Annotated in this window: 21 protein-coding genes, 1 tRNA gene and 1 pseudogene; 15 read left to right on the forward strand and 8 right to left on the reverse strand. The window is 55.0% G+C overall.

Annotated elements, in window-relative coordinates:
* Positions 1–79: 79 nt before the first annotated feature.
* Complete coding sequence (locus KYK14_RS11860) at positions 80–1,270, reverse strand: phosphoglycerate kinase (RefSeq protein WP_219159050.1); 1,191 nt, start codon at positions 1,268–1,270, stop codon at positions 80–82.
* Between the two features lie 178 nt (positions 1,271–1,448).
* Here KYK14_RS11860 and KYK14_RS11865 point away from each other — a divergent pair, with 178 nt between their 5' ends.
* From KYK14_RS11865 to KYK14_RS11900, 8 genes are all read left to right on the forward strand, one after another.
* Positions 1,449–2,051, forward strand: coding sequence for a porin family protein (locus KYK14_RS11865; RefSeq protein ID WP_219159052.1), 603 nt, complete (start codon positions 1,449–1,451; stop codon positions 2,049–2,051).
* Positions 2,052–2,132: 81 nt separating this feature from the next.
* Positions 2,133–4,859, forward strand: a complete 2,727-nt coding sequence (locus KYK14_RS11870; RefSeq protein WP_219159053.1) for a D-alanine--D-alanine ligase family protein — start codon at positions 2,133–2,135, stop codon at positions 4,857–4,859.
* Between the two features lie 169 nt (positions 4,860–5,028).
* Entirely contained in the window at positions 5,029–5,820 is a 792-nt protein-coding gene (locus KYK14_RS11875; RefSeq protein WP_219159055.1) for a PASTA domain-containing protein, read from the forward strand.
* A gap of 112 nt (positions 5,821–5,932) precedes the next feature.
* Positions 5,933–7,804, forward strand: a complete 1,872-nt coding sequence (locus KYK14_RS11880) for a T9SS type A sorting domain-containing protein (RefSeq protein WP_219159057.1) — start codon at positions 5,933–5,935, stop codon at positions 7,802–7,804.
* 25 nt (positions 7,805–7,829) lie between these two features.
* Positions 7,830–8,129 carry a rhodanese-like domain-containing protein gene (locus KYK14_RS11885; protein WP_219159058.1) on the forward strand — a complete coding sequence of 100 codons (300 nt, stop codon included), beginning with the start codon at positions 7,830–7,832 and terminating at the stop codon, positions 8,127–8,129.
* A 165-nt stretch (positions 8,130–8,294) separates the two neighbouring features.
* On the forward strand, positions 8,295–8,762 hold the full coding sequence (locus tag KYK14_RS11890; protein WP_185282917.1) for a MarR family winged helix-turn-helix transcriptional regulator: 468 nt from the start codon (positions 8,295–8,297) through the stop codon (positions 8,760–8,762).
* A gap of 51 nt (positions 8,763–8,813) precedes the next feature.
* Positions 8,814–9,245: an organic hydroperoxide resistance protein gene (locus KYK14_RS11895; protein ID WP_185282916.1), complete on the forward strand. Its 432-nt coding sequence runs from the start codon at positions 8,814–8,816 to the stop codon at positions 9,243–9,245.
* An 86-nt stretch (positions 9,246–9,331) separates the two neighbouring features.
* The gene (locus KYK14_RS11900; protein ID WP_219159060.1) at positions 9,332–10,345 is read left to right on the forward strand and encodes an NADP-dependent oxidoreductase; all 1,014 of its coding nucleotides are present in this window, start codon (positions 9,332–9,334) and stop codon (positions 10,343–10,345) included.
* A gap of 164 nt (positions 10,346–10,509) precedes the next feature.
* Here KYK14_RS11900 and KYK14_RS11905 read toward each other — a convergent pair whose 3' ends face one another.
* On the reverse strand, positions 10,510–12,447 hold the full coding sequence (locus KYK14_RS11905) for a RecQ family ATP-dependent DNA helicase (RefSeq protein ID WP_219159062.1): 1,938 nt from the start codon (positions 12,445–12,447) through the stop codon (positions 10,510–10,512).
* A 484-nt stretch (positions 12,448–12,931) separates the two neighbouring features.
* Here KYK14_RS11905 and KYK14_RS11910 point away from each other — a divergent pair, with 484 nt between their 5' ends.
* Complete coding sequence (locus KYK14_RS11910; RefSeq protein WP_219159064.1) at positions 12,932–13,423, forward strand: hypothetical protein; 492 nt, start codon at positions 12,932–12,934, stop codon at positions 13,421–13,423.
* 206 nt (positions 13,424–13,629) lie between these two features.
* Here KYK14_RS11910 and KYK14_RS11915 read toward each other — a convergent pair whose 3' ends face one another.
* On the reverse strand, positions 13,630–14,436 hold the full coding sequence (locus KYK14_RS11915; protein WP_219159066.1) for a hypothetical protein: 807 nt from the start codon (positions 14,434–14,436) through the stop codon (positions 13,630–13,632).
* A gap of 491 nt (positions 14,437–14,927) precedes the next feature.
* Entirely contained in the window at positions 14,928–15,581 is a 654-nt protein-coding gene (locus tag KYK14_RS11920) for an ABC transporter ATP-binding protein (protein WP_185282911.1), read from the reverse strand.
* A 198-nt stretch (positions 15,582–15,779) separates the two neighbouring features.
* On the opposite strand from KYK14_RS11920, the gene sucC reads away from it, so the two are divergent.
* On the forward strand, positions 15,780–16,982 hold the full coding sequence (gene sucC / locus KYK14_RS11925; RefSeq protein WP_219159067.1) for an ADP-forming succinate--CoA ligase subunit beta: 1,203 nt from the start codon (positions 15,780–15,782) through the stop codon (positions 16,980–16,982).
* 73 nt (positions 16,983–17,055) lie between these two features.
* Here sucC and KYK14_RS11930 read toward each other — a convergent pair whose 3' ends face one another.
* On the reverse strand, positions 17,056–17,547 hold the full coding sequence (locus tag KYK14_RS11930; RefSeq protein ID WP_208308071.1) for an Ohr family peroxiredoxin: 492 nt from the start codon (positions 17,545–17,547) through the stop codon (positions 17,056–17,058).
* Between the two features lie 149 nt (positions 17,548–17,696).
* Between KYK14_RS11930 and KYK14_RS11935 the strand changes: the two genes are divergently transcribed.
* From KYK14_RS11935 to KYK14_RS11950, 4 genes and pseudogenes are all read left to right on the forward strand, one after another.
* Positions 17,697–17,768, forward strand: a tRNA-Arg gene (locus KYK14_RS11935).
* 469 nt (positions 17,769–18,237) lie between these two features.
* On the forward strand, positions 18,238–19,170 hold the full coding sequence (locus tag KYK14_RS11940) for a DUF6625 family protein (RefSeq protein ID WP_343217093.1): 933 nt from the start codon (positions 18,238–18,240) through the stop codon (positions 19,168–19,170).
* A gap of 251 nt (positions 19,171–19,421) precedes the next feature.
* Positions 19,422–20,527 (forward strand): annotated as a pseudogene (locus tag KYK14_RS11945) (IS3 family transposase).
* 367 nt (positions 20,528–20,894) lie between these two features.
* Positions 20,895–21,320: an STAS/SEC14 domain-containing protein gene (locus KYK14_RS11950; protein WP_219159070.1), complete on the forward strand. Its 426-nt coding sequence runs from the start codon at positions 20,895–20,897 to the stop codon at positions 21,318–21,320.
* 16 nt (positions 21,321–21,336) lie between these two features.
* Here KYK14_RS11950 and KYK14_RS11955 read toward each other — a convergent pair whose 3' ends face one another.
* The 3 genes from KYK14_RS11955 to KYK14_RS11965 all read right to left on the reverse strand — a co-directional run bounded on the left by KYK14_RS11955 (position 21,337) and on the right by KYK14_RS11965 (position 24,955).
* A complete protein-coding gene (locus KYK14_RS11955) occupies positions 21,337–21,660 on the reverse strand; it encodes a hypothetical protein (RefSeq protein ID WP_219159071.1) in 324 nt (107 codons plus the stop codon).
* Positions 21,661–22,207: 547 nt separating this feature from the next.
* The gene (locus tag KYK14_RS11960) at positions 22,208–24,520 is read right to left on the reverse strand and encodes a heavy metal translocating P-type ATPase (protein ID WP_219159073.1); all 2,313 of its coding nucleotides are present in this window, start codon (positions 24,518–24,520) and stop codon (positions 22,208–22,210) included.
* Positions 24,521–24,673: 153 nt separating this feature from the next.
* Complete coding sequence (locus KYK14_RS11965; RefSeq protein ID WP_219159074.1) at positions 24,674–24,955, reverse strand: GNAT family N-acetyltransferase; 282 nt, start codon at positions 24,953–24,955, stop codon at positions 24,674–24,676.
* 163 nt (positions 24,956–25,118) lie between these two features.
* On the opposite strand from KYK14_RS11965, the gene KYK14_RS11970 reads away from it, so the two are divergent.
* Entirely contained in the window at positions 25,119–25,595 is a 477-nt protein-coding gene (locus KYK14_RS11970; protein ID WP_219159075.1) for a hypothetical protein, read from the forward strand.
* Positions 25,596–25,605: the final 10 nt, after the last annotated feature.

The following is a 25,605-nucleotide window of genomic DNA, read 5'->3' on the forward strand; positions in this document are numbered from 1 at the left end:
AAGGTCCTTCGCTCCGCTCAGGATGACAGACACTTTTTTATTTCAAATTCTCAACTTCACAAACTCACAACTTCACCTTCTACCCCAACGCGGCTACGCCGGGTAGCTCTTTGCCTTCCATGTACTCCAGGAGGGCACCGCCGCCAGTACTGATGTAGGAAACCCGGTTAGCAAAGCCCAACTGGTTCACAGCTGCGGCCGAGTCGCCGCCGCCGATGAGGGAGTAAGCGCCGTTTTCGGTGGCTTCGGCCACAGCGCGGGCTACGTACTCGGTGCCCAACGAGAAGTTCGACATTTCGAACACGCCCATTGGACCATTCCACAGAATGGTTTTGGAGTTGCGAATGATGTCGGCGAAGATTTCGCGCGACTCGGGACCGATGTCCAGGCCCATCCAGCCAACCGGAATGCTGTGGTTGCCGGCCACTTCAACGTCGGCGTCGTTGGCAAATCTGCTGGCGATGAGGCTGTCGCCGGGTAGTACCAGGTTCACACCTTTCTCTTTGGCTTTCTGAATGAGGCTGGCGGCCAGGTCTACCTTATCGGCTTCCAGCAGCGAGTTGCCGATGCTACCGCCCTCGGCTACCGAAAACGTGTAGGCCATGGCGCCGCCAATGATCAGGTTATCTACCTTATCTAGCAGGCGCTCAATGATTTCGATTTTATCCGAAATCTTGGCGCCCCCCATGATGGCGGTGAAGGGATGCTCGGGGTGGTCGAGCACTTTCTTGGCGTTGTCCAGCTCGCTTTGCAGCAGGTAGCCGCCTACCCGGTCTTCGGGAGCGAAGTACTGGGCCATCACGGCCGTAGAGGCGTGGCGGCGGTGGGCCGCACCGAAGGCGTCGTTTACATACACGTCGCCGAGGCGGGCGAGTTGCTGGGCAAACGCGGGGTCGCCTTTCTCTTCTTCAGCGTAGAAACGCACGTTGTCGAGCAGAAGGATTTCGCCGGGTTGCAGGTTATTCGCCATGTTGGTGGCTTCCTGGCCGAGCACGTCGCCGCCGAATTTCACTTGCTGGCCATACTCCTGTTGCAGGCGCAGCCCCAGGTTGTAGAGGGAGTTTTTCTTATCGGGCCCGCCCTTTGGCCGGCCCATGTGCGAGAGCAGCACCACGGAGCCGCCGTCGGCCAGAATTTTCTTGATGGTAGGCGTAGCAGCCCGGATGCGGGTGTCGTCGGTGATGCGCAGCTCGTCGTCGAGAGGCACGTTGAAATCGACGCGCACCACCGCGCGGTGGCCAGCAAAGTTGTATTGATCGAGCGTTTTCATGGGTGAAACGGTTGGGTTAGGTACCGTCTTATACGCGACGGCGCCGCGTAGTTCGCTTTTTTTTGGTAGGATACAAAAGCAACTGCATAGTATTAGGTAGCAACTGGCATTGGCTTTTTACTTTTACTCCCCCTTACCATCCTGTTTAAACATATACCTCACTGATCAACCATTTTTTATGAAACGTAAAAGTTACTGTCTGTTTTGTGCATTGCTCCTGACGCACGTAGCCTTTAGTCAGCAGTTACGCTTTGGTGTAAAAGGTGGCCTCAATTACACTAAATATCGCCTTAAGAATGTTGTCGGCCCTGACTACTTGCTGGGCTTTCATGCTGGTGTAGTAGCACGTTACTCTTTTGACTCAAACAACTTTTGGAATATTCAGCCTGAGTTGCTTTACTCCACTAAAGGCAGCACAGACAAGTACGGCGTTACTACACAGGGTAGCCGCACCACTTATAAATACCGTCTCAACTATCTGGATCTACCCATTTTAGCTAAAATCGACATTGAGGGTCTAACCTTTGAAGCTGGTCCGCAGTTCGGCTATTTAGTAAGCTTTAATGATACCAACGACAATGCCCTTTTCCAACGTCCCGTACGACGCGACTACAACAGTTTACAATTCGGCTATGTAGCAGGGGTAGGCTACGAGATGCCCGCTGGCGTAAGTCTGACGCTGCGATACTCAAGCGATATTAATAGCATATACAAGGGTGGTGGCGCTCACAATACTATGTTTCAGGCACAGTTGGGATATTTATTCCCCGCAAGACAGTAAGGCTACAATAAGAAAAGAGTATGGCCAGCGACTTATAGGCATCGTTAGGCCGCTCGAAATTCGGCTACCTTTGCACTACGTATGAAAATAGGCATCTTCTTCGGCGGCACTTCGCGCGAGCGGGAAATTTCGTTTGCGGGCGGCCGCACGGTATATGATAATCTGGACAAGGCCCTGTTTGAGGCCGTGCCCATCTTCGTGGACAGCCGCGGTAACTTTGTGTTGCTGGACTGGCAGTACATCTACAAAGGCACCATCCGGGACTTCTACCCACCCGTATCGGCCTTGCCGGCCTCGGAGCACAAGCTGCAAGTCTACCTCGAAAGCCTGGGTAATTTGACGCAGCAGGAGCAAGACCAGATCATCAGCGAGGTAGGCCGCCGCGTGGCCCCGCACGAGCTGCACGAGCTGCTGGACTTTGCCTTCTTAGCCTTGCACGGCCCCAGCGGCGAAGATGGCGCCATACAAGGCCTGCTGGAGTGGTACGGCATTCCGTATTCCGGCTCGGGCATTCTCCCCTCAGCATTCGGCATCGATAAGATTGCCCAGAAGAAGTTGCTGAAAGCATTGGGCCGCCCTACCCCGGATTTTCGGGTGATAACGCAGGAAGATTGGGATGCCGCCGACCCGGAGGCTACTCTTGCCTACCTCACGCGGGAGTTGGGCCTACCCCTCGTATTTAAGGCGCCGCGTCAGGGTAGCAGCATTGGCGTGAGCATCCTGCGCGACAACGACGTGGCCAAGTTCCACGCCGCCGTGGAACGCAGCCTGTTCCGCAAAACCGTGTACCGCTCGGAATGGGCGCAGTTCACGGAGCGCGACAAGCTCGTGTGGGTGCAACAACTCACCGACATCCGCGAAGGCATCGGCCTGCCAGTATTACTTGAAGCTGATAGCTCTGAACAAGAAGCCAGCAGCCAATTACTCTACCATCCGGAAGAGCTGCTACGCGTTCTAAACGAGGCTTTCTTGACCGCCGACGAAGTGCGCCTAACCAACGCCGACGGCGAAACGCAGGTGCTGGTGGAGCAGTTTGTGCACGGGCGCGAGTTTTCGTGCATCGTAGTGGAGGACCCCACCGGCAACCCCTTGGCCCTACCTCCTACCGAGATTGTGAAGGGCGAAGAGATGTTCGACTATCGCTCGAAGTACCTACCCGGTCTCTCTCGCAAAATCACGCCCATCGACCTGCCGGAAGCCGATATTCAGCGCATTCGGGAGCAGTGCGAGGAGATGTTCCGCACGTTTGGCTTTCAGGTGTATGCGCGATTGGATGGCTTTATGACGAGCGATGGTGAGCTGTTTTTGAACGACCCCAACACCACGTCGGGCATGTTGCCGGCGTCGTTCTTCTTCCACCAAGCTGCGGAGATTGGGTTGAATCCCAGCCAGTTCCTCACCTACCTCGTGCGCACCTCCCTGGCCGCGCGGCGGCGGGCGGGCATGAAGCCGTTGCAACTGGCTGGCCTCTTGTCACAGCTAGATGCGGCCGTGGCTCAGCGCCAGCAGGAAGACCGTCCGCGCACCAAGGTAGCCGTGATAATGGGCGGCTACTCCTCGGAGCGGCATATTTCGGTGGAGAGCGGGCGTAATATCTATGAGAAACTGTCATCGTCGGCGAAGTACCAACCAGTGCCCGTGTTTCTGACGGGTAGCAGCCAGGATTTCCGGCTGTATGTGCTCCCCATCAACGTGATGCTGAAGGACAACGCCGACGACATTCGGGAGAAGATTGAGCAGCACGAGGCCGGCCACGATCTGCACCCGATCTTGCAACGCATCCGCCGCGAGGCCGAGGGCATCACCAGTACCTATGCTGGTCAGCCCACGGCCCAGCCCCGCCACATCTCCTTCGAGGAGCTGGCCCAGGAGGTAGACGAGGTATTTATTGCCCTGCACGGCCGCCCCGGCGAGGACGGCGCCCTGCAAACCGAGTTGGAAAAGCACGGCCTACCCTACAACGGCTCGGGCACGGCCAGCAGCAGCATCACCATCAACAAGTTCGAAACCAACAAGCGCCTGCGCGAAGCGGGTCTGCGCGTGGCCGAGCACCGCATGGCAACCCGCCTGCAATGGGAGGCCGACCCCGAAGGTTTCTACCACGAGCTGGAAACGCAGTTCCCCTACCCCTTCATTGCCAAGCCCGCCGACGACGGCTGCTCCTCGGCCGTGAAGAAAATCAAGACGCGAGAGGAGCTGGTGGCGTTCTGCCGCCTCATCTTCCGCCATCAGCAAGACCTGATGCCCGACGCGGCCACTACTCTGCACCTAGGCTTCAAGGAGGAGTTTCCGCAGAAGGACGCCTTCCTGGTGGAAACGCTGATTGACCGCGACGGCGCGGCTCACTTCCTAGAAGTGACTGGCGGCCTGCTCACGCATTGGAGCGAAAACGGGGCGCTGGAAATTGAAGTGTTCGAAGCGTCGGAGGCGCTGGCTACGGGCGAGGTGCTGAGCTTGGAGGAGAAATTCCTGGCCGGCGAAGGCCAGAACATCACCCCCGCCCGCTACGCCCCCGACCCTGCCGAGCGCCAGCGTATTTCCGATGAGGTGAAACAGGAGTTGCGCCGCGTGGCTGAAATTCTGGATATCCAGGGCTACGCCCGCATCGACGCGTTTGTACGCGTGCGCCAGACCGGCGCCGTGGAGGTGATTATCATCGAGGTGAACTCCCTACCCGGCATGACGCCTGCCACCTGCATCTTCCACCAAACGGCCCTCAACGGCTACACGCCCTACCAGTTCATCGACCAGATTCTGGAGTTCGGCAAAGCGAGGCAAGAGAAGGCAGCGTTGGAGGCCGGAGAATAGAAAACCATTTGTCATCCTGAGTGCAGCGAAGGACCTTATTACGCAAGAACAACAGGCGCAATAACGACTCGTTCTACCCTGAGAAGGCCCTTCGCTGCACTCAGGATGACAAACGGTTTATTCCCACCCTCAATTCTTAATTTCGAATTCTTAATTTTTAATTGAATAAATGGCTTTCCTGAAATCCGATACGCCTTTCGACGTGGTGAAGCACCTGGTGGTGATTGGCGTGCTGGGCGCGGCGCTGCTGTTTGCCTTTTTCTTCGTGTACCTGCCGATTTCGACCAACCACGGCGAAACCATTATGGTGCCGAAGGTGACGGGAATGCAGATGGCCGACCTGGAAGATTACCTCGACGAACGCAACCTGCGCTATTTCGTGGACGACAGCACGTATGAGCCCGGCGTGCGCCCCGGCACCGTGCTGATGCAGGACCCCGCTCCCGGCGAGTTTGTAAAGGAAGACCGCAAGATTTACGTATCGGTGGTGAGCAAGAACCCGCCGCAGATCAAGATGCCGAACCTGAAGGGCGGCTCGGTGAAAAACGCCCAGATGATCTTGAAAAGCTACGGCCTGCTGGTGGGCAAAATCACGCTGGTGCCCAATCTGGAGCAAAACGCCGTGCTGAAGCAATTGGTAGCCGGTCAGGAAATAGCGCCCGGTGCAGCCCTACCCAAAGGCACCAAGATTGATCTGGAGGTAGGCGACGGCCTGGGCAACCAGGAGTTTCCGGTGCCCAGCGTGGTGGGGATGCCCGCCGACGAGGCCCTCACGCTGCTGGCAGGCCAGGGCTTGCAGTTGGGTGAGAAGTTCTACCAGCCTGCTACCACCGACCAGCCTGAGGGTACAGTTATCAAGCAGCGCCCGGCGGCTACTGGCAATGCCACCATCCGTATGGGGCAGCTGGTAGATCTGTGGATTGCGGGCAGCGAGCCTACCTCGCTCACGCCGGTAAACTAAAGCGGCGCCGGGTGGTATTGAAGTAGGGTAGCGCGGAGCTGGCTGGCTCCGCGCTACTGCTTTCGTACCAAACCGCCGGCCCTAACGTTTAGCGTCCGTAACTTGCCTGCCGATGAACTATCTGCTACGCGTCTTTTGCTTCTTGCTATTGCTGACGGCGTTGGCTGTACCCAGCCGCGCGCAAACGGTGCGCCCCCTCGAAGCCGACCCAGCGCGAACTACTAACGTCCGGCCCCGCGTGGCGCAACGCCCGGCCCTGGTTTCCCTACCCTTCTTCGATGATTTCACGCTTCCGGTGGAAGGTGCCCCCAGCCTAACACGCTGGCTACCGGGCGGCGCACTGGTCAACAACCGTTTCCCGGTGGCGCCGCCCAGCCGGGGCGTGGCTACCCTCGATGGGCTGAGCGCCAACGGCCAGCCCTACGGTCCTTCCACCGCCTACAACGACACGGATACGCTTACGTCCCAACCCGTTGACCTTGCCGGCCTTACGGCAGCCGACAATGTGTACTTGAGCTTTTATTGGCAGGCCGGCAGCATAGTGGGCGCCCCGCAAGCCAACAGTGGAGCGCGCCCTGTGTACCTACAACTGGAGTTTTTGGACCGCAACCAAGCGTGGCAGGTAGTGTGGCAACAGCTCAGCACAGGAGTGCGAACTACGTTTCAGGAGCAGTTTTTTGCTGTCAATACTCCTGCCTACTTGCACGGCAGCTTTCAGTTTCGCTTTCGAGCAGTAGGTAACTTGGCTACTACACGCGATGCCTGGAGCATCGACTACGTGCGGCTCGACCGCAACCGCTCCGCCACCGATAACTCCATTCAGGATATTGCTACTAGTGTTCCTCTCAATAGCCTGTTGAAGCGCTATGCAGCCATGCCAGTGTGGCAGTATAATGCAGCGGCAAACCCAACGGATGAGCTGAACAACCAGGTAACGACCACGGCAAACAACTTCGACGCCATTGTGCCCACGCCCGTGCCCTACATTGGTACCGTCCAGGTATTGCCCAACGGGGCACAGGCAGTTTTTCTGAATGAGACTCGGTCATTGGATGCCAGTGCGCGACAGTTCCCCATCACGGGTAGTCTGCGCAGCACGCCCCTACCTCTCACCGCTGAGCCTAAACGCGTGCGCCACCAAGTGGTGCTGAACACCAGTGAAGCAACCCCACGCACCCTCCCCAACGATACGATTTACCGGGTGACGGAGCTGAACAACTATTACGCCTATGACGACGGTTCGGCAGAGGCAACCTTCAACGTACCGCGTGGCAGCACTGGCCCAGCCGGCTACTTTGTGTATCGCATCGACCTGAATAAGTCCGACCAACTTCAGGGCCTGCGCCTGTATCCTCTTCCTTCCCCTACCGCTACCAGCCAAGGCATTGTAGTAGCTGTGTGGAATGATAATCAAGGCAAGCCTGACCGAGAGGCAATAGCCACGCGTGCCTATGCCGTGCCCACTACCCTCCCGGCTGGGCAGCAGTATGTAGATGTCAATTTTGCTGCCCCAGTCCCCGTTAGTGGCACTTTTTACGTAGGCTTTGCACCCACCAGCGACTTCCTGAATTTTGGGGCTGATCTGAATAGCAGCGTTCCAACTGGCTATCTGCTATCGGGCTTCAATGGTACCAGCACCTCCCAGGGCACCTGGAATGTTGCAACGGCCATACCCGCTTACGCACCCATGATGCGCCCGCTGCTTACCAATGGCATTACTACGGCTACTACGCCGGCCGGAGTAGCGGCTTCTCTCACGCTGTATCCCAATCCTAGTGCTGGCCGGGTGCGGGTAGAGGGGCGCTACCAGTCGGCTACAGTGCTCGATGCGTTGGGCCGGGTGGTCTGGCAGCAGCCCGTGGCGCAAGCCGGACAGGCCACGCTGGATTTGCAGGCTCTGCCAGCGGGTCTCTACTTGATACGCCTTACCCTCCCCGACGGCAGTACCATCGTTACCAAGCGCTTGGTTATCAGCAAATCGTAATTTTCATTCCCTCCTTTTTTTATCCATGGCCGACATCACCGCCCCCGAACTCAAGCAACGCCTGCAAGCCGGCGAAACACCCACCATTATTGACGTGCGGGAAACCTGGGAACACGAAGAATCCCGCATCGACGGCAGCCAGAACATTCCGCTGGGCACCCTACCCGACAAGCTCGATGATCTGGAGGAGTTGAAGGATCAAGAAATTATTGTGCATTGCAAAAGCGGTGGGCGGTCAGCCTCAGCTAAGGCCTTCTTGACCCAGCAGGGTTTCACGAATGTGCGCAACCTGCTGGGCGGGATGCAGAGCTACCAACAGAGTTAATTTATTATTTTTCAGCAGTGTATGCTGATCCGCTTACCATGGGCCGGGGTTGTATCCTACCTAGGGTAGGCGGCTTGGCGTATCCTTTGCATATAGGTTGTATATAAATTTAATTTTACACAATTAAACATTACGTCCGCGTACCAGTTATTATTGCACTTTCTCATGGCACAAGCTCCCGAACCTACTACGTCCGAAGAAGATTTCTCGCTGCTGAAGCTGGAAAATCAACTGTGTTTTCCACTCTACGCGGCGTCGCGGCAACTCACCAAGGCCTACCAGCCCTATTTGCGTGAGTTGGATCCCGATCTGACGTATCCGCAGTACTTGGTGCTGCTGCTGCTGTGGGAGCACCAGGAAATGACGGTGAAGGAGTTGGGCGAAAACCTGCTGCTGGACTCGGGCACGCTTACGCCCCTGCTTAAGCGCATGGAGCAGAAGCAGTGGGTAAGTCGTCGCCGCGACCCGCGCGATGAGCGTTCCGTCATTATTGGACTACTGCCGGCGGGTGAGGTATTGCAAAAGCCGGCCTGCTCTATTCCGAAAGGCTTGTTGGCCCACCTCGAAATCTCCACGAAAGAGCTGGCAACGCTACGCCGCCTGCTCGATCATGTTATCAAGAAGCTTACCTGACGCCGTTATGCGTCGCACTTTTACTTTTTTTCATTTCCCTCCCTTAGTTATATGAGCATTCAACGCTTGTACACGGCAAAAGCCAAAGCTACCGGTGGCCGCGACGGCCGCGCCCTCTCCAGCGACAACGTTATTGACCTTCCCCTCAGCACACCCAAGGAGATGGGTGGCCCTGGCAAAGAAGGCGCTACCAACCCCGAGCAGCTATTTGCCGCCGGTTACGCCGCCTGCTTCGACGGCGCCCTGAATCTGGTAGCCCGCCTGGAGAAAACGCCTATTTCGGGTAGCACCGTAGAAGCCAGCGTGAGCTTCGGCAAAGACGGCGACAACTACGGCCTAGCCGTAGATCTGCACGTGAACATCCCCGGCATGGAGCAGGAGCAGGCCGAAGCCTTGGTAGCCAAAGCGCACCAGGTATGCCCCTACTCACGTGCCACCCGCAATAACATCGAAGTCAACCTGTCGACTTCCACCAACGCCTAACGGCCCTGTCGTTGCGCAACGCGTTGCTTTCCCGCTTCGTTGGGAAAGCAACGCGTTTTTGTTTTCCACCCTTTTCATACCACACCATGAGCAACCGCACCATTCTGCTGGCTAGCCGCCCCCAGGGCAAGCCTACCCTCGAGACGTTCCAATTTGAAGACCGCGAGCGGCCTACCCCCTCCAAGGGTCAGGTAGTGCTGAAAACTCTCTACGTTTCCGTTGACCCGTACATGCGCGGCCGCATGAGCAATGTCAAATCCTACGTGCCGCCTTTTGAGGTAGACCAGCCGATTAGCGGCGGCGTAGTGGCCGAGGTAGTGGAAAGCCAGCACCCCGAGTTGGCGGTGGGCACCGTCGTAACCGGCAACTTACCCTGGCAGGAGTATAGCCTGTCGGATGGCAAGGGCCTGACGCCAGTAGCTACTGACGGGCCACCTATCAGCTACTATCTGGGCATACTAGGCATGCCGGGCCTCACGGCTTATTTTGGTCTGCTTGATATCTGCCGACCCAAGGAAGGCGAAACCGTGGTGGTATCCGGTGCAGCCGGCGCCGTGGGCTCGGTGGTGGGCCAGTTGGCCAAGATCAAAGGTGCCCGCGTGGTAGGCACCGCCGGCTCCGACGAGAAAGTGGCCTACCTCAAAGAGCTGGGCTTTGATGAAGCCATCAACTACAAAACCACACCCGACATCGCCCAGGCTCTGGCCGACGCCTGCCCCGACGGGGTAGACTGCTACTTCGACAACGTGGGCGGCGAAATCACGGATGCCGTGTACAATCTGCTGAACACCCACGCCCGCATTGCGCTCTGCGGTCAGATATCAACTTACAACGCTGAGGAAACGCCTATAGGCCCGCGCCCCGAAGGTAAGCTACTAAAAACCAGCTCTATGCTCCAGGGTTTCATCGTCAGCAACTACGCCAAACGCTTCCCCGAGGGCGTGCGCGAGCTGACGCAGTGGGTAGAGCAAGACAAACTCACCTTTGAAGAAACCATCACCGAGGGTTTCGACCAGATTCCGGCGGCTTTTCTGGGCCTGTTTACCGGCGAAAACACCGGCAAGGCGCTTGTGAAAGTAGCCGACCGAGACGCCGCGTAGAGCGGATGATAATCCTACCCTAAAAAGCACAGTAGATTTTGCAAGGCTGGCGAGGAAATTGCAGTGCCTCGCCTAGGTACCTTTCAGCAGAATTAGCCCTTCTGATGAATGGATGAGCACAGCCCCGGCGCCTTTATGGTAGCCGGGGCTGTTTGCGTATAGGGCTATTCGGCAGCATCTTGCCGCATCAGCCGACCATCGGAGGTGTAGCGGAGGTGGCCTAGCTCTATAAGCTCCCGCAGCAGGGCAGTTACCTCGGTGGCCTGACTGGGGGCAAATTGTGCTACCAATTCGCGGGGTGTTTGCGGGGTAGCCGATAGCAGGCGTAGCACTTGCTCGCGCAGGGCCGGTGTGGGCACCGGGGCCTGGGCTTTTTTCTTTTGGGCCAAGCAGTAGTCGCACACGCGGCACGGCGACGCGTCTAGCTCGCCAAAATATTCCAGCAACAGTTGCTGCCGGCAACGGCCGCCATCGGCATAGCGCAGCACGGCCTCGGTTTTTTCCTGTGCCAGCGTGCGGGCTTGGTTCAGGTATTTCTGGTTGAGGGGCAGCTTGTCGGCATCGAAGCGCGGGGTAGTGAACAGGGCTTGGGGCGCGTCGTGGCGGGGTTGGTAGTGGATGATGTTGGAGCGATGCAGGAACAGCAGCATTTTGCGCACATCCACCACGCTCACCTTCAAGTGCTGAGCGAGGCTATTTTCCGAAATCCGCTGAAAGCCCACAAATATTTCGCCGCCGTTGAAGCGCAACAGGGACTTAATCAGCGCGTCGTGCTGGGCGTTGGCTACCTGAAAGCGGTACAGGTCGGAGTGGTCGATGGGGATGTGCACGCGGGCGGGATTATTCACGGCCTCGTTCAGCTGCACAAAGCCCTCACGCCCCAGCGTGCGTAGGGCGTTGTGCGCGTCCAGCGCCTTAATGCGGTAGGTTTCGGCAAACTGCTGCAAATCGAAATCGAACGCTACTAGCTCACCGCCGCCCACTGCCGTGCGCGAGAAGTTGGCCAGCGCCTGGTACACGCGTCGCACCGTATCCAGCGGCGGGTGGGCCTGTTGGGTGCGGCGGCGCAGTTCGTCGGCATCGTTGGGGCCTTGCAGCAGCACGGCAAAGGCGTATTTCTCGTCGCGGCCGGCCCTACCCGCTTCCTGGTAGTAGGCCTCTAGGTTATCGGGTGCGTCGAGGTGCACTACCAGGCGCACGTCGGGCTTGTCGATGCCCATACCGAAGGCGTTAGTGGCCACAATGACGCGGGTGCGGTCCTGCATCCAGTCCAGTTGGGTGCGGTGGCGCACCTCGGCGCCCAGGCCGGCGTGGTAGGGTGCAGCCTTCACTTGGTGATGCTGAAGGTAGGCAGCGGCGTCTTCAGTCTGGCGGCGCGTGCGAGCGTACACAATGGCCGTTTTGTCGGCCCCTACCCCGCGTACCACTTCTAGCATCCGGCGCAGCTTGTCCTCCGTGGCCAGCACCGAGTACGACAAATTGGGCCGGGCAAAGCTCTGCTGAAACACCCGGTAGCCCGGCCGGAAATGCAGCTTTTCCACAATATCCTGCTGCACTTGCGCCGTGGCGGTGGCCGTGAGGGCAATAACCGGCGCATCAGGTATTAGCTCGCGCAGGGCCGCAATCTGGAGGTAGGGCGGCCGGAAATCGTAGCCCCACTGCGAGAGGCAGTGCGCCTCATCTACGGCCAGCAGGCGCACACGCATCTTCCCTACCCTAGCCCGAAACATATCCGTGAGCAACCGCTCGGGCGACACATACAGGAACTTCACCGGGCCATACACGCAGTTGTCCAGCGTTTGGTCGATTTCTTGGTGACTCATGCCCGCGTACACGGCCTCGGCCTTGATGCCGCGCTTGCGCAGGTTTTCCACCTGATCTTTCATTAAGGCAATCAGCGGCGACACCACCAAGCACAGCCCGTCTCGCGCCAGCGCCGGAACCTGAAAGCAGATGCTCTTGCCGCCCCCCGTGGGTAGCAGGGCCAGCGTATCCTGTCCCGCCAGCACCGAACGGATGATATCCTCCTGCATGGGCCGAAACTGGTGGTGACCCCAGGTTTGGCGGAGTACATGCAAAATGTCGTCGGTGGCGGGTAGCATAGGGGGCAAAGGTACTATGGCCGGTGCCTTTTCTACTGCCTTTGGCTTGCTTGCTGAGCCTGCTATGCACTCACGTCTCCGGTTTATTTCTCAATGTATAGCATTTCGTTATTAGATAAATAACCAAATGTCACATATGAAAATCACGATTACAGAGCAGAAAATCATTTATTCCCATTCCTTCTTCCTTCTTCAGACTCATGTATACTGTCCGATTAAGCTTCATAAGAACGAATACGATGCAAGCACTTCACTTTGGTTCCTATCGTTCAACGAATACGTAGTCTAAATAAGCCTATACAATTTATACTTTGCTAATACACACATTTCTCACTAGATCTATCAGACACGCATATATCAACTTCTTAAAAGTTGCATTAGTTGGATAAAGACATTTTTTATTGTATTATATCAGTATAAATAGTAGTACATTTGCACTTAAACCATTTCCTTTTTTAGCACATTACTGCCCTACATCGCTTCTATGGAACAAGAGTTACTCCTAGCTACCTCCAATGTAAAGGCTTACTATGATCATGCTAATAATTGGCTTTATTTGGATTGGTACGGTGAGATAACACTGAACTCTGTGCGCTCTAACTGCCTACAATTAGCGCGCTGTTTCCTTATCAGACGATACAAGCGTATCCTGAACGACAATACCAACGTTGCGAAAGTTACGCCGGAGGTAGCACCGTGGCTAGCCAATGAATTCTTACCTCATCTACGGTTGCTGGGCATTGAATACGTAGCCTGGATATGTTCGCCTGACATGCACATCCAAAACGACACCGAAATAGCCCTGGAAAAGCTTACGTCTCCGGTGGTAGCGCTCTTCGATGATATGGCTACAGCATACGAATGGCTGAGTATTGCTAAGTTTCAGTCGCCAGTCATGTTGAATTCGCCCCAAAGCTTCACGCAGATCATGACAGCTTTGAAAGAACGGATATCCTCTTTAGGAGGGACTGCCTAGCTACTATTCCCTATAGTGGAACAGCGCAGCTCTATACCCTTCCATTCGTGCTACATAGCTGGTGCAGTATACCTGATTATACCATAAAAGGCTTCCGCAGTTCATCGCTTCATTTACAGCATACGCTACCTACCTGTCATCGCATTAAAAAACCCGGCACCATACGGTACCGGGTTTTTCGTATATGTAGTCGTTGGTTTTGTTGTTTAAGCGGCGGCCGACTCGCCATTCTCGCGGTCGTCGATGGCTTTCTTTAGTTTGGCAATAGCCTGGGTAGCACGCTCTTCATCAAGACGGTTGATGTTCAAGAGCATTTTGGTTTTCTCCTGACGCGTAATCACCGGGTGGTTGAGTAGGCGAATAATTTCCTCCTTCTGCGCAGCCGAAGCATAGGTAACAGCAGGCGCAGCTGGTTGCTCGGCGGGTACGGCCTTCATGGCTGGGGCTTCGGCCGCTACAGCTGGTGCCGGAGCATCAGCGGCAGGCTGAGCTACTACCGGAGCTTTCACCTCGGGCGTATTGTTGCCATAGTCCATCTCTTCGGCAGGGGTAGGCTCGTAGCCAGCAGCACGGATGATCCAAGCCAGGATGTTGCGGTAAGCCTTGCCAATGGCACGAGTCTGAGCCATGCTCATAATCGCAAACTCTTGGTAGAACTTCTTGCCGTTCTCCTTGTTGGAGCACACCGCAAAGCCAGCGCCTACCGTATGGCCCGAACGCAGGTCAAACAGCGTCACTTTAGCCTGATACTTCAGCTCGGTTTCGGTGCTGACATTAATCACATGGTCAACGATGGGCACAATACCCAAGCGCGAGCCGGCATACTGCCAGCCTTCCACGTTCACAAACTCCTTGCCCTGCACGGTAGTGGAGAGTTTGTTGTCCTTGATGAACTTCGCCAAGTCGGTGGCCAAGTGCAACGTTTCATCAGAGCGCGCAATGTCGTAGCTTTCTACTTTGGCTTTGCGGGCTGGTTCTTTCGTGTTGTTGGTGGTCTTGGTTACTTCGCTCATGGCGTTTTCCCTTTAATACGTTATGATGTTCAGATTACTAACGAATGCAGCGTGAAATAGGTGCAACAAATCAAGGATTTTTTAGCAAATTTTTCCTTTGATTATCAGCAACTTAAAAACTACATATCGTTTTGTATATCCTAACAAAATTAGCAACACCAAAATTCATTTGCAAAAACATTTTGCTAAAAAATTGAGGCAGATACCTTACCCCACTATGCTGGCTAGTCTACATAGCAAGTAGGGTAGCAATTGATTAGCCTACTGCACCGTAACGGCCTTTTCTCTGGGTTCCCCAAATTCTCTGTGCTGCCTTCAACATAACGCCTCTACCGCACACAAAAAACCCGTCTCACTGTTCTAGAAACAGCAAGACGGGTTACACAAACGGCCCGGGGCATGTCGGACGCGTTGCCAGGTATATAAGAAAGGGTATACTAGAAAGGAAAGTTCCTACCTATGTGTAGTATACGCTCCTATTACTGACGGGTTTACTCCGAGATATATCCATCCTTCATCGTGATGGTACGGTCGGCCATTTCGGCCAGCTGGTCGTTGTGCGTTACAATCACAAACGTCTGGCCCAACTCTTTGCGTAGCAGAAAGAAAATCTGATGCAGCTCCTGCGCATTCTGCGAGTCGAGGTTGCCAGAGGGCTCGTCGGCGAAGATGATTTCTGGGGAGTTAATAAGGGCGCGAGCTACTGCGGTGCGCTGCTGCTCGCCGCCGCTCATCTCCGAAGGTTTGTGGTCGGCGCGGCGCTCCAAGTTCAGCATCCCCAGCAACTCGCGGGCACGCACGCGCACTTCCTTCTCCGAGCGCCCAGCTAGGTAGGCGGGCAGGCACACGTTTTCGAGGGCCGTAAACTCGGGCAATAGATTGTGAAACTGGAAGATGAAGCCGATGTGCCGATTGCGGAAACGCGCCAGGTCGGAGCGCTTCAAGGCACTCACTGATTCGCCATCAAACAGTACTTCGCCCGTATCGGGGTTGTCCAGCGTGCCCAGGATGTGTAGCAACGTACTCTTGCCGGCCCCCGACGAACCGACGATGCTGACGATTTCAGATTTCTCAATCGTCAGGTCAATACCTTTCAGAACTTCCAGGGAACCGTATGTCTTGCGGACGTTGATGGCTTGCAGCACAGCAGATGAATATAGTCGGGGGTAGGAAAACAAATCTACGGAGGAAAGCCGGAGTTTGTGGTCGCGCAGATGGGCTGTTTCTGCGAAAGCCCTAGCACGTGCCAAAATCCGGCCGAAAGCCCAGGTTCCGTTTCCCCCGATTATTGTCTACTTTCGCGCTTACTAATACGACCCGAATCCCATTTTCAACTGACCTCTATGAACATTCACGAGTATCAGGGTAAAGAAATACTCAAGCGCTACGGCGTGCGCGTGCAGGAAGGCATCACGGCCGATACGGCTGAAGAAGCTGTAGAAGCCGCGAAAAAGCTGAACGCGGAAACCGGCACCAGCTGGTACGTTATCAAAGCCCAGATTCACGCTGGCGGGCGCGGCAAAGGGGGCGGGGTGAAACTCGCCAAGAACCTGGAGCAGGTAAAAGACATTGCTGGCCAGATCATTGGCATGCAGCTCGTAACCAAGCAAACGGGCGCCGAAGGCCGCAAAGTGCACAAGGTACTGGTTGCCCAGGACGTGTACTACCCCGGCGAGTCGGAGACCAAGGAGTATTATATGAGCGTGTTGCTGGACCGCGCTACCGGTAAAAACGTCATCATCTATACCACTGAGGGTGGGATGGACATTGAGGAGGTAGCCGAAGAGCATCCCGACAAAATCAACAAGGAGTACATAGACCCCGCTGTGGGCCTGCGCCCCTTTCAGGCCAGCAAAATTGCCTTCAACCTGGGCCTCGCCGGCCCAGCTCAGAAGGAAATGGTAAAGTTCGTGACGGCTCTGTACAAGGCTTACGACGAAACGGATTCGGCTATGTTCGAAATCAACCCCGTGTTGAAAACTTCGGACAACAAGATTCTGGCCGTTGATGCCAAAGTGACGCTGGACGAAAACGCCCTCTACCGCCACAAGGATTTTGCCGCCCTACGCGACACCAACGAGGAAGACCCGCTGGAAGTAGAAGCCTCCGAATCGAACCTGAACTATGTGAAGCTCGATGGCAACGTGGGCTGCATGGTGAACGGCGCCGGTCTGGCTATGGCTACCATGGACATCATTAAGCTCTCGGGCGGTGAGCCTGCCAACTTCCTCGACGTAGGGGGTGGAGCCAACGCGCAAACCGTAGAAGCCGGTTTCCGCATCATCCTGAAAGACCCGAACGTGAAGGCCATCCTGATCAACATCTTCGGGGGTATTGTGCGTTGCGACCGGGTAGCAAATGGTGTGGTAGAAGCCTACAAAAACATTGGCGACATTAAAGTGCCGATTATCGTGCGTCTGCAAGGCACCAACGCTGAAGAAGGCGCCCGCATCATCGACGAGTCGGGCCTGAAAGTGTACTCGGCCGTGCTCCTGAAGGATGCTGCCGAGAAGGTAAAAGAGGTATTAGCAATGCAAAACGCTTAAGCCTTATCTACACAAAGAAAAGCCCGCTGGAGTATTCCAGCGGGCTTTTCTTTTGCAGTAAGCTAGAAAACGGCTACTGAATGCCGCCTTTTTCGGCAACGCCAGCGTTTTCGTTGGCTTCTACCGGAATGGCTTCGCCTTGCACACGCAATTCTACTTCCATGTTGCCGCGGGTTCCTACCGAGTAAGGGCAGATTTTGTGTGCCTGCCGCACCATGTCAATGGTTTTGTCTTTGTCGAAAGCCTTGAGGTCTACATCCAGAATAGCCGAGAGGCCATAGGCTTCACCTTCTTGAAATAGCTCTACGGAGCATTTCACTTCCGTTTGTGGGTCGAGTTTGTCGCCGGCGCGTTGGGCAATTACCAGCAGCGCCTGCTGAAAGCAGGATGAATAGCCAGCTGCGAACAGTTCCTCGGGATTGGTAGCGCCTTTCTTGCCGCCCAGGCCTTCTGGCACCGACATATCCAGGTCAATGATACCGGTAGCGGAGCGTACGTGGCCGCTGCGGCCACCAATAGCCGTTGCATCGGCCGTATAGAGAGTCTTTTTTTCGGTGCTTGCCATAAAAGGAATGGATCAAAGTAAACAGTTATGTATGCTAACTGGACTGAGCCGCGGAAGGTTACTATAACCGAGTGTATGATTTTGCAGAAAAAGCCATTCGTGGTTTGGCAACGGCGCATTTTCTGTCTAGTTTTGCGCCTCACAAACTGGGTCGCGTAGTACAACGGATAGTATAGGAGTCTCCGAAGCTCTTGATCCAGGTTCGATTCCTGGCGCGACCACTAACACACGGAAAACGGCCTCTACATAACGTAGAGGCCGTTTTTGTTACCGACTGGTAAAACATTTAATAGGCTAGGGCCTCCCCTACCCTATTTTCTATGGCTGCTCTTTCCTGCGTGTCAAATTTTTCAGCACTGGCATTCTATTTACACTCAGCGACAACTCGTATAGGTTCCGTCTCTATACTAGTGCACCTTTTTACTCCCTCTACGAGGCACAGGCCACTCAGGTGCAAAGGAAGATTTCGACATCATTGCCAACGGGAGGGTAGTCGAGTGAGCGCAGCAGGGCAGATGGTGGTAGATGTGATGGGGAAATAGCTTTGACATATTGCTGACGTAAAATCTGGAGCTTGTACAAAATAATCATGTCACTTTGTATGTGACGGCAACAAATAAAAAATAATACGATAATATTGATAGTGATATACCGTTCGCTATATCACTATCAACAAATAAATAGGAATAAATGAATAGCATTGCAATAATTATCAGTCATTTTGGTCTCCTACCAAGATATTTAGACTATTTTTTACAATCTTGTTCTTATAATAAGAATATTACTTTCTTCATCTTTACCGATCAAGTATTCGACGTTTATCCAATTTACACCAATGTGCGTTTTATTCCATTTTCCCTGGCACAATTCAACGCGTTGGCAACAAGGAAAATAGCGAAGCCTGTTCAAGTGGCAAAAGCCTATAAGTTATGCGATTTCAAACCTGCATACGGCCTGATCTACGAAGACTATATAGAATCGTATGACTTCTGGGGGTTTTGCGATACTGACATGGTTTTTGGTGATACAATTAAGGTGCTCACGCCACAGTTGCTAGCGGCTTACGATGTTATTTCGGCTCATCCTCAATATGTTTCTGGGCCCTTTACACTCTTCCGAAACATACCAGAAACGAAGAAGCTATTTTTAAAGAGCAACGACATCGACCGCGTACTGACTGAGCAGCGAACTATGAAGTTTTGTGAGGCAAGTAATGCGATACAACACTTGTGGGAAGGGTATGACCTGTTTGATTTTCCAAGTGAAATCGAGAGCATGACCCACCTGCTGAAAACGCCAAAAAAAGGTGATCTACGCGTGTTGTTTAGTGATATGATTACCGAGCGATTGCAACGTGAAATTACATGGGAAAACGGCCTGCTATTCGATGATAGAAAAGAGATATTTATTTTTCACTTTATTATCTACAAAACCAAGACATACTTCAACACATCAACTTGGACTAATCCGCGCAAGTTTTATTTTACCAAGTGTGGTTTCTTTTTAAATACAATAAGAAGTTATACAGTGTGTTGGGCTATTTCTATTTTGTTGAACATCAGCTATAAAAGCAAAAGGAAGATAACCCAATGGCAAAAAATCGGCATTAACTATATCCGCTAGAGGTTGATATAACACAACGCCCCGACCAGCCGGCCGGGGCGTTGTGTTGCTAGGAATTTTTTGCTACCCGGCGTGTACGATTGTCAAGTTGAGATACGCAAAAGATCCTTCATAGACTCAGCATGACTGGGGTAGTCGAGTAAAAACGGACAGTGTGCTAAGATAAGCTTGACCTCTCCCCATAAAACTAGTCCACGCTAAACCAGAGAAAATCAGGCATTGTCGTACCTTAAAAATCAGAGACACTTGCCCTGAAAAAGCCCAAGTTTACCGAGGCTCAAATCGTATTTGCCCTGCGCCAAGCAGACACGGGCGTGGCTGTCGCGGAAGTATGCCGGAAGATGGGCATCAGCGAGGCCACATACTACAACTGGAAGAAGAAGTATGGTGGCTTAGGCGTGCCCGAGTTGCGCCGGTTGAAGCAGTTGGAAGAAGAGAATCTACACCTCAAACAGCTGGTAGCTGATCTGAGCCTGGACAAGCAGATGTTGCAGGACGTGCTCAAAAAAAGTTTTGAAGCCCCAAGCAGCGTCGACACGCGGCTCAATACTTAATTGACGCCTACCGGATGTCTACACGCCGGGCTTGCCAACTCGTGTCGCTCCGGCGGTCGAGTTGGTACTACCAGCCGCACGGGTGGGATGACACAGTCTTGCGCCAGCGCCTGCGGGAGTTAGCCCAGGTTCGGATCCGCTATGGCTGTCAGCGCCTGTTCACACTCTTGCGTCGGGAGGGCTGGCCGGACAACCACAAGCGCGTGCACCGCCTTTATTGCTTGGAAGGACTGCATTTACGCTGCAACTCCACCCGCTCCAGCCGGGCGGCCGCTCACCGGCTGGAGCGGGTGGAGTTGCAGCGGCCACACCAGAGTTGGAGTATGGATTTTGTGGCCGATCAGCTCTTTGAGGGGCGCAAAATCCGCGCCTTAACGATAGTGGATAACTTTAGTCGCCAATGCTTAGCCATTGTGGGGCAGTCGTTGAAAGGCGAAGACGTGGTGGCCAGCATGAGCCACTTGCAGCAAGCGTTAGGCGTGATGCCCGAACGCATTCAAGTCGACAATGGCAGTGAGTTTATCAGTAAGGCGCTGGACAAGTAGGCGTACGAGCAGCACGTGACGCTCGACTTCTCCCGACCCGGCAAACCCACAGACAATCCGTATAGTGAATCGTTCAATGGCAGCTTCCGGGATGAGTGCTTGAACGTACACTGGTTCCTGTGGCTGGCCGATGCGCAGGATAAAATCGAGCAGTGGCGACAGGATTACAATAACTTCCGACCGCACAGCTCATTACAGAATTTAACGCCCGATGAGGTAGTGGCTGCGGCCACTACGGTCGAGCTTCAAAACGCCTGATGCTCTACTTTTAAACGGTCCAGTAAATAGGAAAAGGCCGCAGCCCTTACCTCGGTGGACTTTCTGGCATTGATAGACCGCTGGATCGACAATTACGTCCACCTACTTACAACTAAGAAGTTTCTTCTACATTTCTGCTCCCAGTAGTCCGCATTGCCCAATACCTGGATAACCAGTAGGAAGCGCTATTGAACTTGCTGAGCACTTCACTCACCGAGTTTTCAGCATTTTTCTTTTTCCTTCCCGTTCTTTGCGCCTCTGTATTGTTAAGCCAGAAGGTGAGCCAGCATAACGCTACCCTATAACTGATCAGACTATACACTACTGTGTTCCATCATTATCATAAGGCGCTAGTTGCACTGTCCGTATGCCAACAGAGTTAATCAACGGATTTGGTAAGGTCTACCTTACCATTGAGTTCGACACAGTGAATAACTGGGTATATAACAATTGGATTGGCTATCAAACCTATGTGGGTATCATAGCCGGGGCTGATGCCTGCTTGCATCCCTTGCGAGACCACGCCTGCTCCTACCTACTCAATGATAATCGGCAGGTTATTGGTCCTTGGGACCACGCCGTAGAGTGGCTGGTTACCAACTGGGCGCCCCGAGCCATCAGTCAGGGCCTTACCCATTTTGCGCATATTGTCAGCTCGGAGTCATTGGCAGCACTTTCTGCCGAGGCCATGCACATTGGTGTCAATGGAAAGCTACAGATGCGGATGTTCGATGATGGCGACGCGGCCCAGGAGTGGCTACGGCTGGCCCAGCGGGCCAGCCGCAAAGCCTAATGAACACGCCCCCTACTTACACCACGTAAATGCTGCGTAGCCAGCGCACTGCCGGCTCCACTTCCGTGAAAAACTGGGCCGTAAGAGCGGCCGATGCATCACAGGTAGTTACTTTGGCTATTGCTGCCCTGGTCTGGCTGTTGCGGGCCGGTATGATAGCCCGGTGAGAATAGTTGGTTTCACGCACTACCGTAGGAGTCCATTCGTGCATGAGCCAGTTTATATCAGCGGGCGACGGGGGTAGCATTTCGCGATGGTCAGTTAGTACCAGTGAGGCTTGCGTGATGATTAGCAACGCCTGTATGTACCGGAACACTGCCCGAAATTCAGCGCTGTTCATTGGTTGCCCGGTCCAGCGTACGTGAATGTAGCTGTCGGCCAGCCACTCTACTTGGGCTTGGCTATTATGAAAGCATAATGCACTAGGCTCGGATGAGGAAGAGCCAAAAGGGCTAGCCGACATCATACCCATATGAGGTTTAAAAGTCAGCACTGGCGAGGGAGCAAAAGGGCGGAGAAAGGAGTGCATACAATCGTAATGTGATGCTAAGGTTGCTACTTCCTCTTCCAAAATCAAAGAATATTCTGCAGTAATTGTGACAATAACTATTTATATAAATTATATGAATATATAATCTGCCAATAGCCATAAGTTATTTAAAATCAATATAATGACTACTAGATAACACCTCAAGAACACACTCATGTTACTCATATATCTATATTTATACCATTATGGAGGATAGAATGAATGCAACTAATTATATAGTTTAACCAGTAAAACGGGGAAAAAGGGGGCATCCGCCGCCTATAAACGCTGTTTTGTCCATTTTCTCCTATCCAGCACACTATAATATGATGCGCTGGAGTAGCAATTTCTAAACTCCCTACCCGCGAAAACCACGCAAGCGCAGCGAGTTGGTGAGCACCGAAACGGAACTAAGTGCCATGGCAGCAGCTGCCAGCATGGGCGAGAGCAACACCCCGAAAAAGGGATATAACACGCCCGCCGCAACAGGAATGCCCAGTGCATTGTAAACAAAAGCGAAAAACAGGTTTTGGCGTACAATGCGCATTGTTTGCCGCGATAAGGCAATGGCAGTTACCACGCTTCGCAGGTCGGCGCGCATGAGGGTGATGCCGGCGGCTTCCAGGGCCACATCGGTGCCGGTGCCCATGGCTAGGCCCACATCGGCCTGCGCCAGCGCGGGAGCATCGTTGATGCCGTCGCCTACCATGGCCACTACCTTACCCTCTTGTTGTAGGGCTTGCACCTGGGCCGCTTTGTCTTGGGGTAGCACCTCGGCAACATATCGCCGGATGCCTACCTGCGCCGCGACGGCCTGAGCCGTTTGGGGGTTGTCGCCGGTCATCATCACCACTTCCAGGCCCAGCGCCTGTAGCTCAGCAATGGCCGCGGCAGAGGTAGGTCGCACGGTGTCGGCCACAGCTAGCAGGCCAGCAGCCTGCCCATCAAGGGCTACGTAGAGTACGGTTTTGGCCTGTTGCAAGAGCGCGTCGGCGGCCTGGGATAGGGTGGGGGGTAGGGTAATGTTGGCGTCGGCCAATAGGCGTTGATTACCAATGAGCACGTGTTGCCCTGCTACTACTGCGCGGGCGCCATGTCCGGCTACGGCTTCAAAATCAGCTACTTCCAACGCAAAATCCACTGACTGCTTGGTGGCGTGTTGCACTACCGCAGCCGCCAATGGGTGCTCCGAATGCCGCTCCACGGCGGCTACCAGCGCCAGCAGATGCGCTTCGGGGTAGTCGGGGGCGGTTACGATGTCGGTTACGGCTGGCTGGCCGTTGGTGATAGTCCCGGTTTTGTCGAGCAGGATAGTGGTGACGGCGTGGGCTTTTTCCAGGGCTTCGGCGCTACGGATAAGCACCCCGTGCTCGGCCCCTTTGCCGGTACTGACCATAATGGCCGTGGGCGTGGCCAGCCCCAGCGCGCACGGACAGGCGATAATCAGCACGGCCACGAAGTTGATGAGCGCTAGCGGCAGGCGCATTCCGGCGGGAGCCAGCAGAAACCACGCAATGAACGTGAGCACCGCAATGCCAATAACCGTGGGCACAAAGATGGCGCTGATGCGGTCGGCGAGGCGCTGAATGGGCGCCCGCGAGCCTTGCGCGTCTTCTACGAGTTGCACAATGCGCGCCAGCATGGTTTCTTCTCCTACCTGTGTTACGCGGAAGTGGAAGGCACCGGTTTTGTTGAGCGTTGCGCCGAATACGGCGTCGCCGGCTGCCTTTTCTACGGGTAGGCTTTCGCCGGTGAGTAGGCTTTCGTCGAGGGCAGAGCGGCCGTCGGTGATGACGCCATCGGTGGCCACTTGCTCGCCGGGGCGCACTGCTACCACATCGTCCACGTCGAGTTGCTCTACGGGGAGGTCAACCTCCTTGCCACCGCGGAGTACGCGGGCCGTTTTGGGCTGTAGCTGCAACAGCGCGCGCATGGCATCGGAAGTGCGATTTTTGGCGCGGGCTTCCAGCACTTTGCCTACCAGAATAAGGGCTATAACGGTAGCCGTAGTGTCGTAGTAGGGCTCGGGCATCAGGCCATACTCCTGGAAAAAACTGGGTGCCAGCGTCACGGCTAGGCTGTACAGAAACGCCGCGCCGGTGCCTACTGCAATCAGCGTGTCCATGTTGGCCGTGCGGTGGCGCAGGCCCTTCCAGGCCGAGGCGTAGAACTCGCGGCCGCTGTACAGCACTACTGGCAGCGTGAGGACCAGCAGCAGGTAGTTGAGCCACTGCATGTTGATGCGAGCCGACAGCGCGGGCCACAGCATCAGCATTGACAAGGGCATGATAACGGCCGTGAGAGCAGCGGCTACCCACAAACGGCGTTTGAGGTGATGATAGGCCTGGGCCTTTTGCTGGTCCAGCGCGGCTTGGCGGTCAGTGGCGCTGGTGTCCGGCCGCCGAGCGGCTACGTCGTAGCCGGCGCGGCGCACAGCCTCGCGCAGCACACCCGGCGAGGCCGCGCCGGGCTCGTACTCCACGGTGGCCTTTTCGGTGGCGTAGTTGACCAGCGCCTGCGTGACACCCGGCGTGCGGCGCAACGACCGTTCGACGGCGGACGCACACGCCGCGCAGGTCATCCCCTCGATGTCAAGGGTAGCAGACGCGGTAGGACCAACAGAAGCGGGCGGGGCAGCGGGTTGGGGTGCGGCGGTAGGTTGCGTATCCATAGGAATAGGAAGTTCAGATTGATAGCAAGGTCCCGACTTTCTAGGACTAGGACTTCGCTATCTACATAAACCAACAAAGGATACCCCTCGGATGTGCGACATTCGCCGGGCAACTGTACAGAATTTTGGCTTACCCTGGCACGCTGCTGTCCCCTACTCCAACAAGTCCTGATATTCGGTGTGGTGCTCTTGCACGAATTTCTGCATGAACTCGCAGCTGGTGCGCACCTGTAGCTTTTGCTCGCGGGCAAAATCCAGAGCACGGCGGGCCATGGCATCGGCTACGCCCTGGCCGCGCAAGGCTTTATCGACGAAGGTATGGGTGAAGTCGACGACACCTTCGGTGGGAAAGCTGTAGGCCAACTCGCCCTGGTGGCCGTCGATGTTGACGGTAAATTCCTGATCCTGGGTGTGGTGCTCAATAGGGAAAGACATACGCAGAAGATGTTGAAAGAGAAAAACAAGGAAGATGCGCGAAGACCACATGGGCATTTTTTGCTGCCAGAGGTAGCCACGCCCCGCCCACTTTACGTAGTTCAGGAAGCGGGGGCGGTCATTTACACCGTTTTTCCGCCATTTCACCCTAAGTCTCTCTCCCATGCAAAAGCATCCCAACGACGGCAGCAACGATAACCCGGACGAGTTCAGCGAGTTCCGCAAGCCGCACGAAAACCAAGACGTCTTCAACCTGAAAGAAGGCGAAGAGGTAGCCGAACAACCCTTGCAGCCCAACCCACAAGCAGCGCAGCCCAACGCCGGCACGCCCGGCTACGGCGACTTTGGCAAGCAGCCCCATACAACTACCAGTGGTACTGAGCATAAGCCTGCCGGCACCAATCCCGGAGGCGCGGCTGCACCCGATACCGTTGACCCGCTTCAGCGCGGTGGCGTAGCCCAAAACCAGGACCCAAGTGGGGTAGCAAAAGCAATGGGCGATGATGCCCAAGAAGACGAGAGCCGCACCTCCTGGGCCGACGACGACCCGCGCTACGGCAGCGGCACCCGCAACTGGCCAACCAACGAACCCGGTAACCCCACCACGGTAGGCCCCGACCCAAACCAGGATAACCTGTAATTCTGATTTT

This window comes from Hymenobacter profundi (genome assembly GCF_019334315.1).
Classification (GTDB): domain Bacteria; phylum Bacteroidota; class Bacteroidia; order Cytophagales; family Hymenobacteraceae; genus Hymenobacter; species Hymenobacter profundi.

Excerpts from the sequence above, each read along its gene's own strand:
- KYK14_RS11860 (WP_219159050.1), bottom strand. The coding sequence starts at position 1,270 with ATGAAAACGCTCGATCAATACAACTTTGCTGGCCACCGCGCGGTGGTG.
- KYK14_RS11865 (WP_219159052.1), top strand. The coding sequence starts at position 1,449 with ATGAAACGTAAAAGTTACTGTCTGTTTTGTGCATTGCTCCTGACGCAC.
- KYK14_RS11870 (WP_219159053.1), top strand. The coding sequence starts at position 2,133 with ATGAAAATAGGCATCTTCTTCGGCGGCACTTCGCGCGAGCGGGAAATT.
- KYK14_RS11875 (WP_219159055.1), top strand. The coding sequence starts at position 5,029 with ATGGCTTTCCTGAAATCCGATACGCCTTTCGACGTGGTGAAGCACCTG.
- KYK14_RS11880 (WP_219159057.1), top strand. The coding sequence starts at position 5,933 with ATGAACTATCTGCTACGCGTCTTTTGCTTCTTGCTATTGCTGACGGCG.
- KYK14_RS11885 (WP_219159058.1), top strand. The coding sequence starts at position 7,830 with ATGGCCGACATCACCGCCCCCGAACTCAAGCAACGCCTGCAAGCCGGC.
- KYK14_RS11890 (WP_185282917.1), top strand. The coding sequence starts at position 8,295 with ATGGCACAAGCTCCCGAACCTACTACGTCCGAAGAAGATTTCTCGCTG.
- KYK14_RS11895 (WP_185282916.1), top strand. The coding sequence starts at position 8,814 with ATGAGCATTCAACGCTTGTACACGGCAAAAGCCAAAGCTACCGGTGGC.
- KYK14_RS11900 (WP_219159060.1), top strand. The coding sequence starts at position 9,332 with ATGAGCAACCGCACCATTCTGCTGGCTAGCCGCCCCCAGGGCAAGCCT.
- KYK14_RS11905 (WP_219159062.1), bottom strand. The coding sequence starts at position 12,447 with ATGCTACCCGCCACCGACGACATTTTGCATGTACTCCGCCAAACCTGG.
- KYK14_RS11910 (WP_219159064.1), top strand. The coding sequence starts at position 12,932 with ATGGAACAAGAGTTACTCCTAGCTACCTCCAATGTAAAGGCTTACTAT.
- KYK14_RS11915 (WP_219159066.1), bottom strand. The coding sequence starts at position 14,436 with ATGAGCGAAGTAACCAAGACCACCAACAACACGAAAGAACCAGCCCGC.
- sucC (WP_219159067.1), top strand. The coding sequence starts at position 15,780 with ATGAACATTCACGAGTATCAGGGTAAAGAAATACTCAAGCGCTACGGC.
- KYK14_RS11930 (WP_208308071.1), bottom strand. The coding sequence starts at position 17,547 with ATGGCAAGCACCGAAAAAAAGACTCTCTATACGGCCGATGCAACGGCT.
- KYK14_RS11940 (WP_343217093.1), top strand. The coding sequence starts at position 18,238 with ATGAATAGCATTGCAATAATTATCAGTCATTTTGGTCTCCTACCAAGA.
- KYK14_RS11950 (WP_219159070.1), top strand. The coding sequence starts at position 20,895 with ATGCCAACAGAGTTAATCAACGGATTTGGTAAGGTCTACCTTACCATT.
- KYK14_RS11955 (WP_219159071.1), bottom strand. The coding sequence starts at position 21,660 with ATGAACAGCGCTGAATTTCGGGCAGTGTTCCGGTACATACAGGCGTTG.
- KYK14_RS11960 (WP_219159073.1), bottom strand. The coding sequence starts at position 24,520 with ATGGATACGCAACCTACCGCCGCACCCCAACCCGCTGCCCCGCCCGCT.
- KYK14_RS11965 (WP_219159074.1), bottom strand. The coding sequence starts at position 24,955 with ATGTCTTTCCCTATTGAGCACCACACCCAGGATCAGGAATTTACCGTC.
- KYK14_RS11970 (WP_219159075.1), top strand. The coding sequence starts at position 25,119 with ATGCAAAAGCATCCCAACGACGGCAGCAACGATAACCCGGACGAGTTC.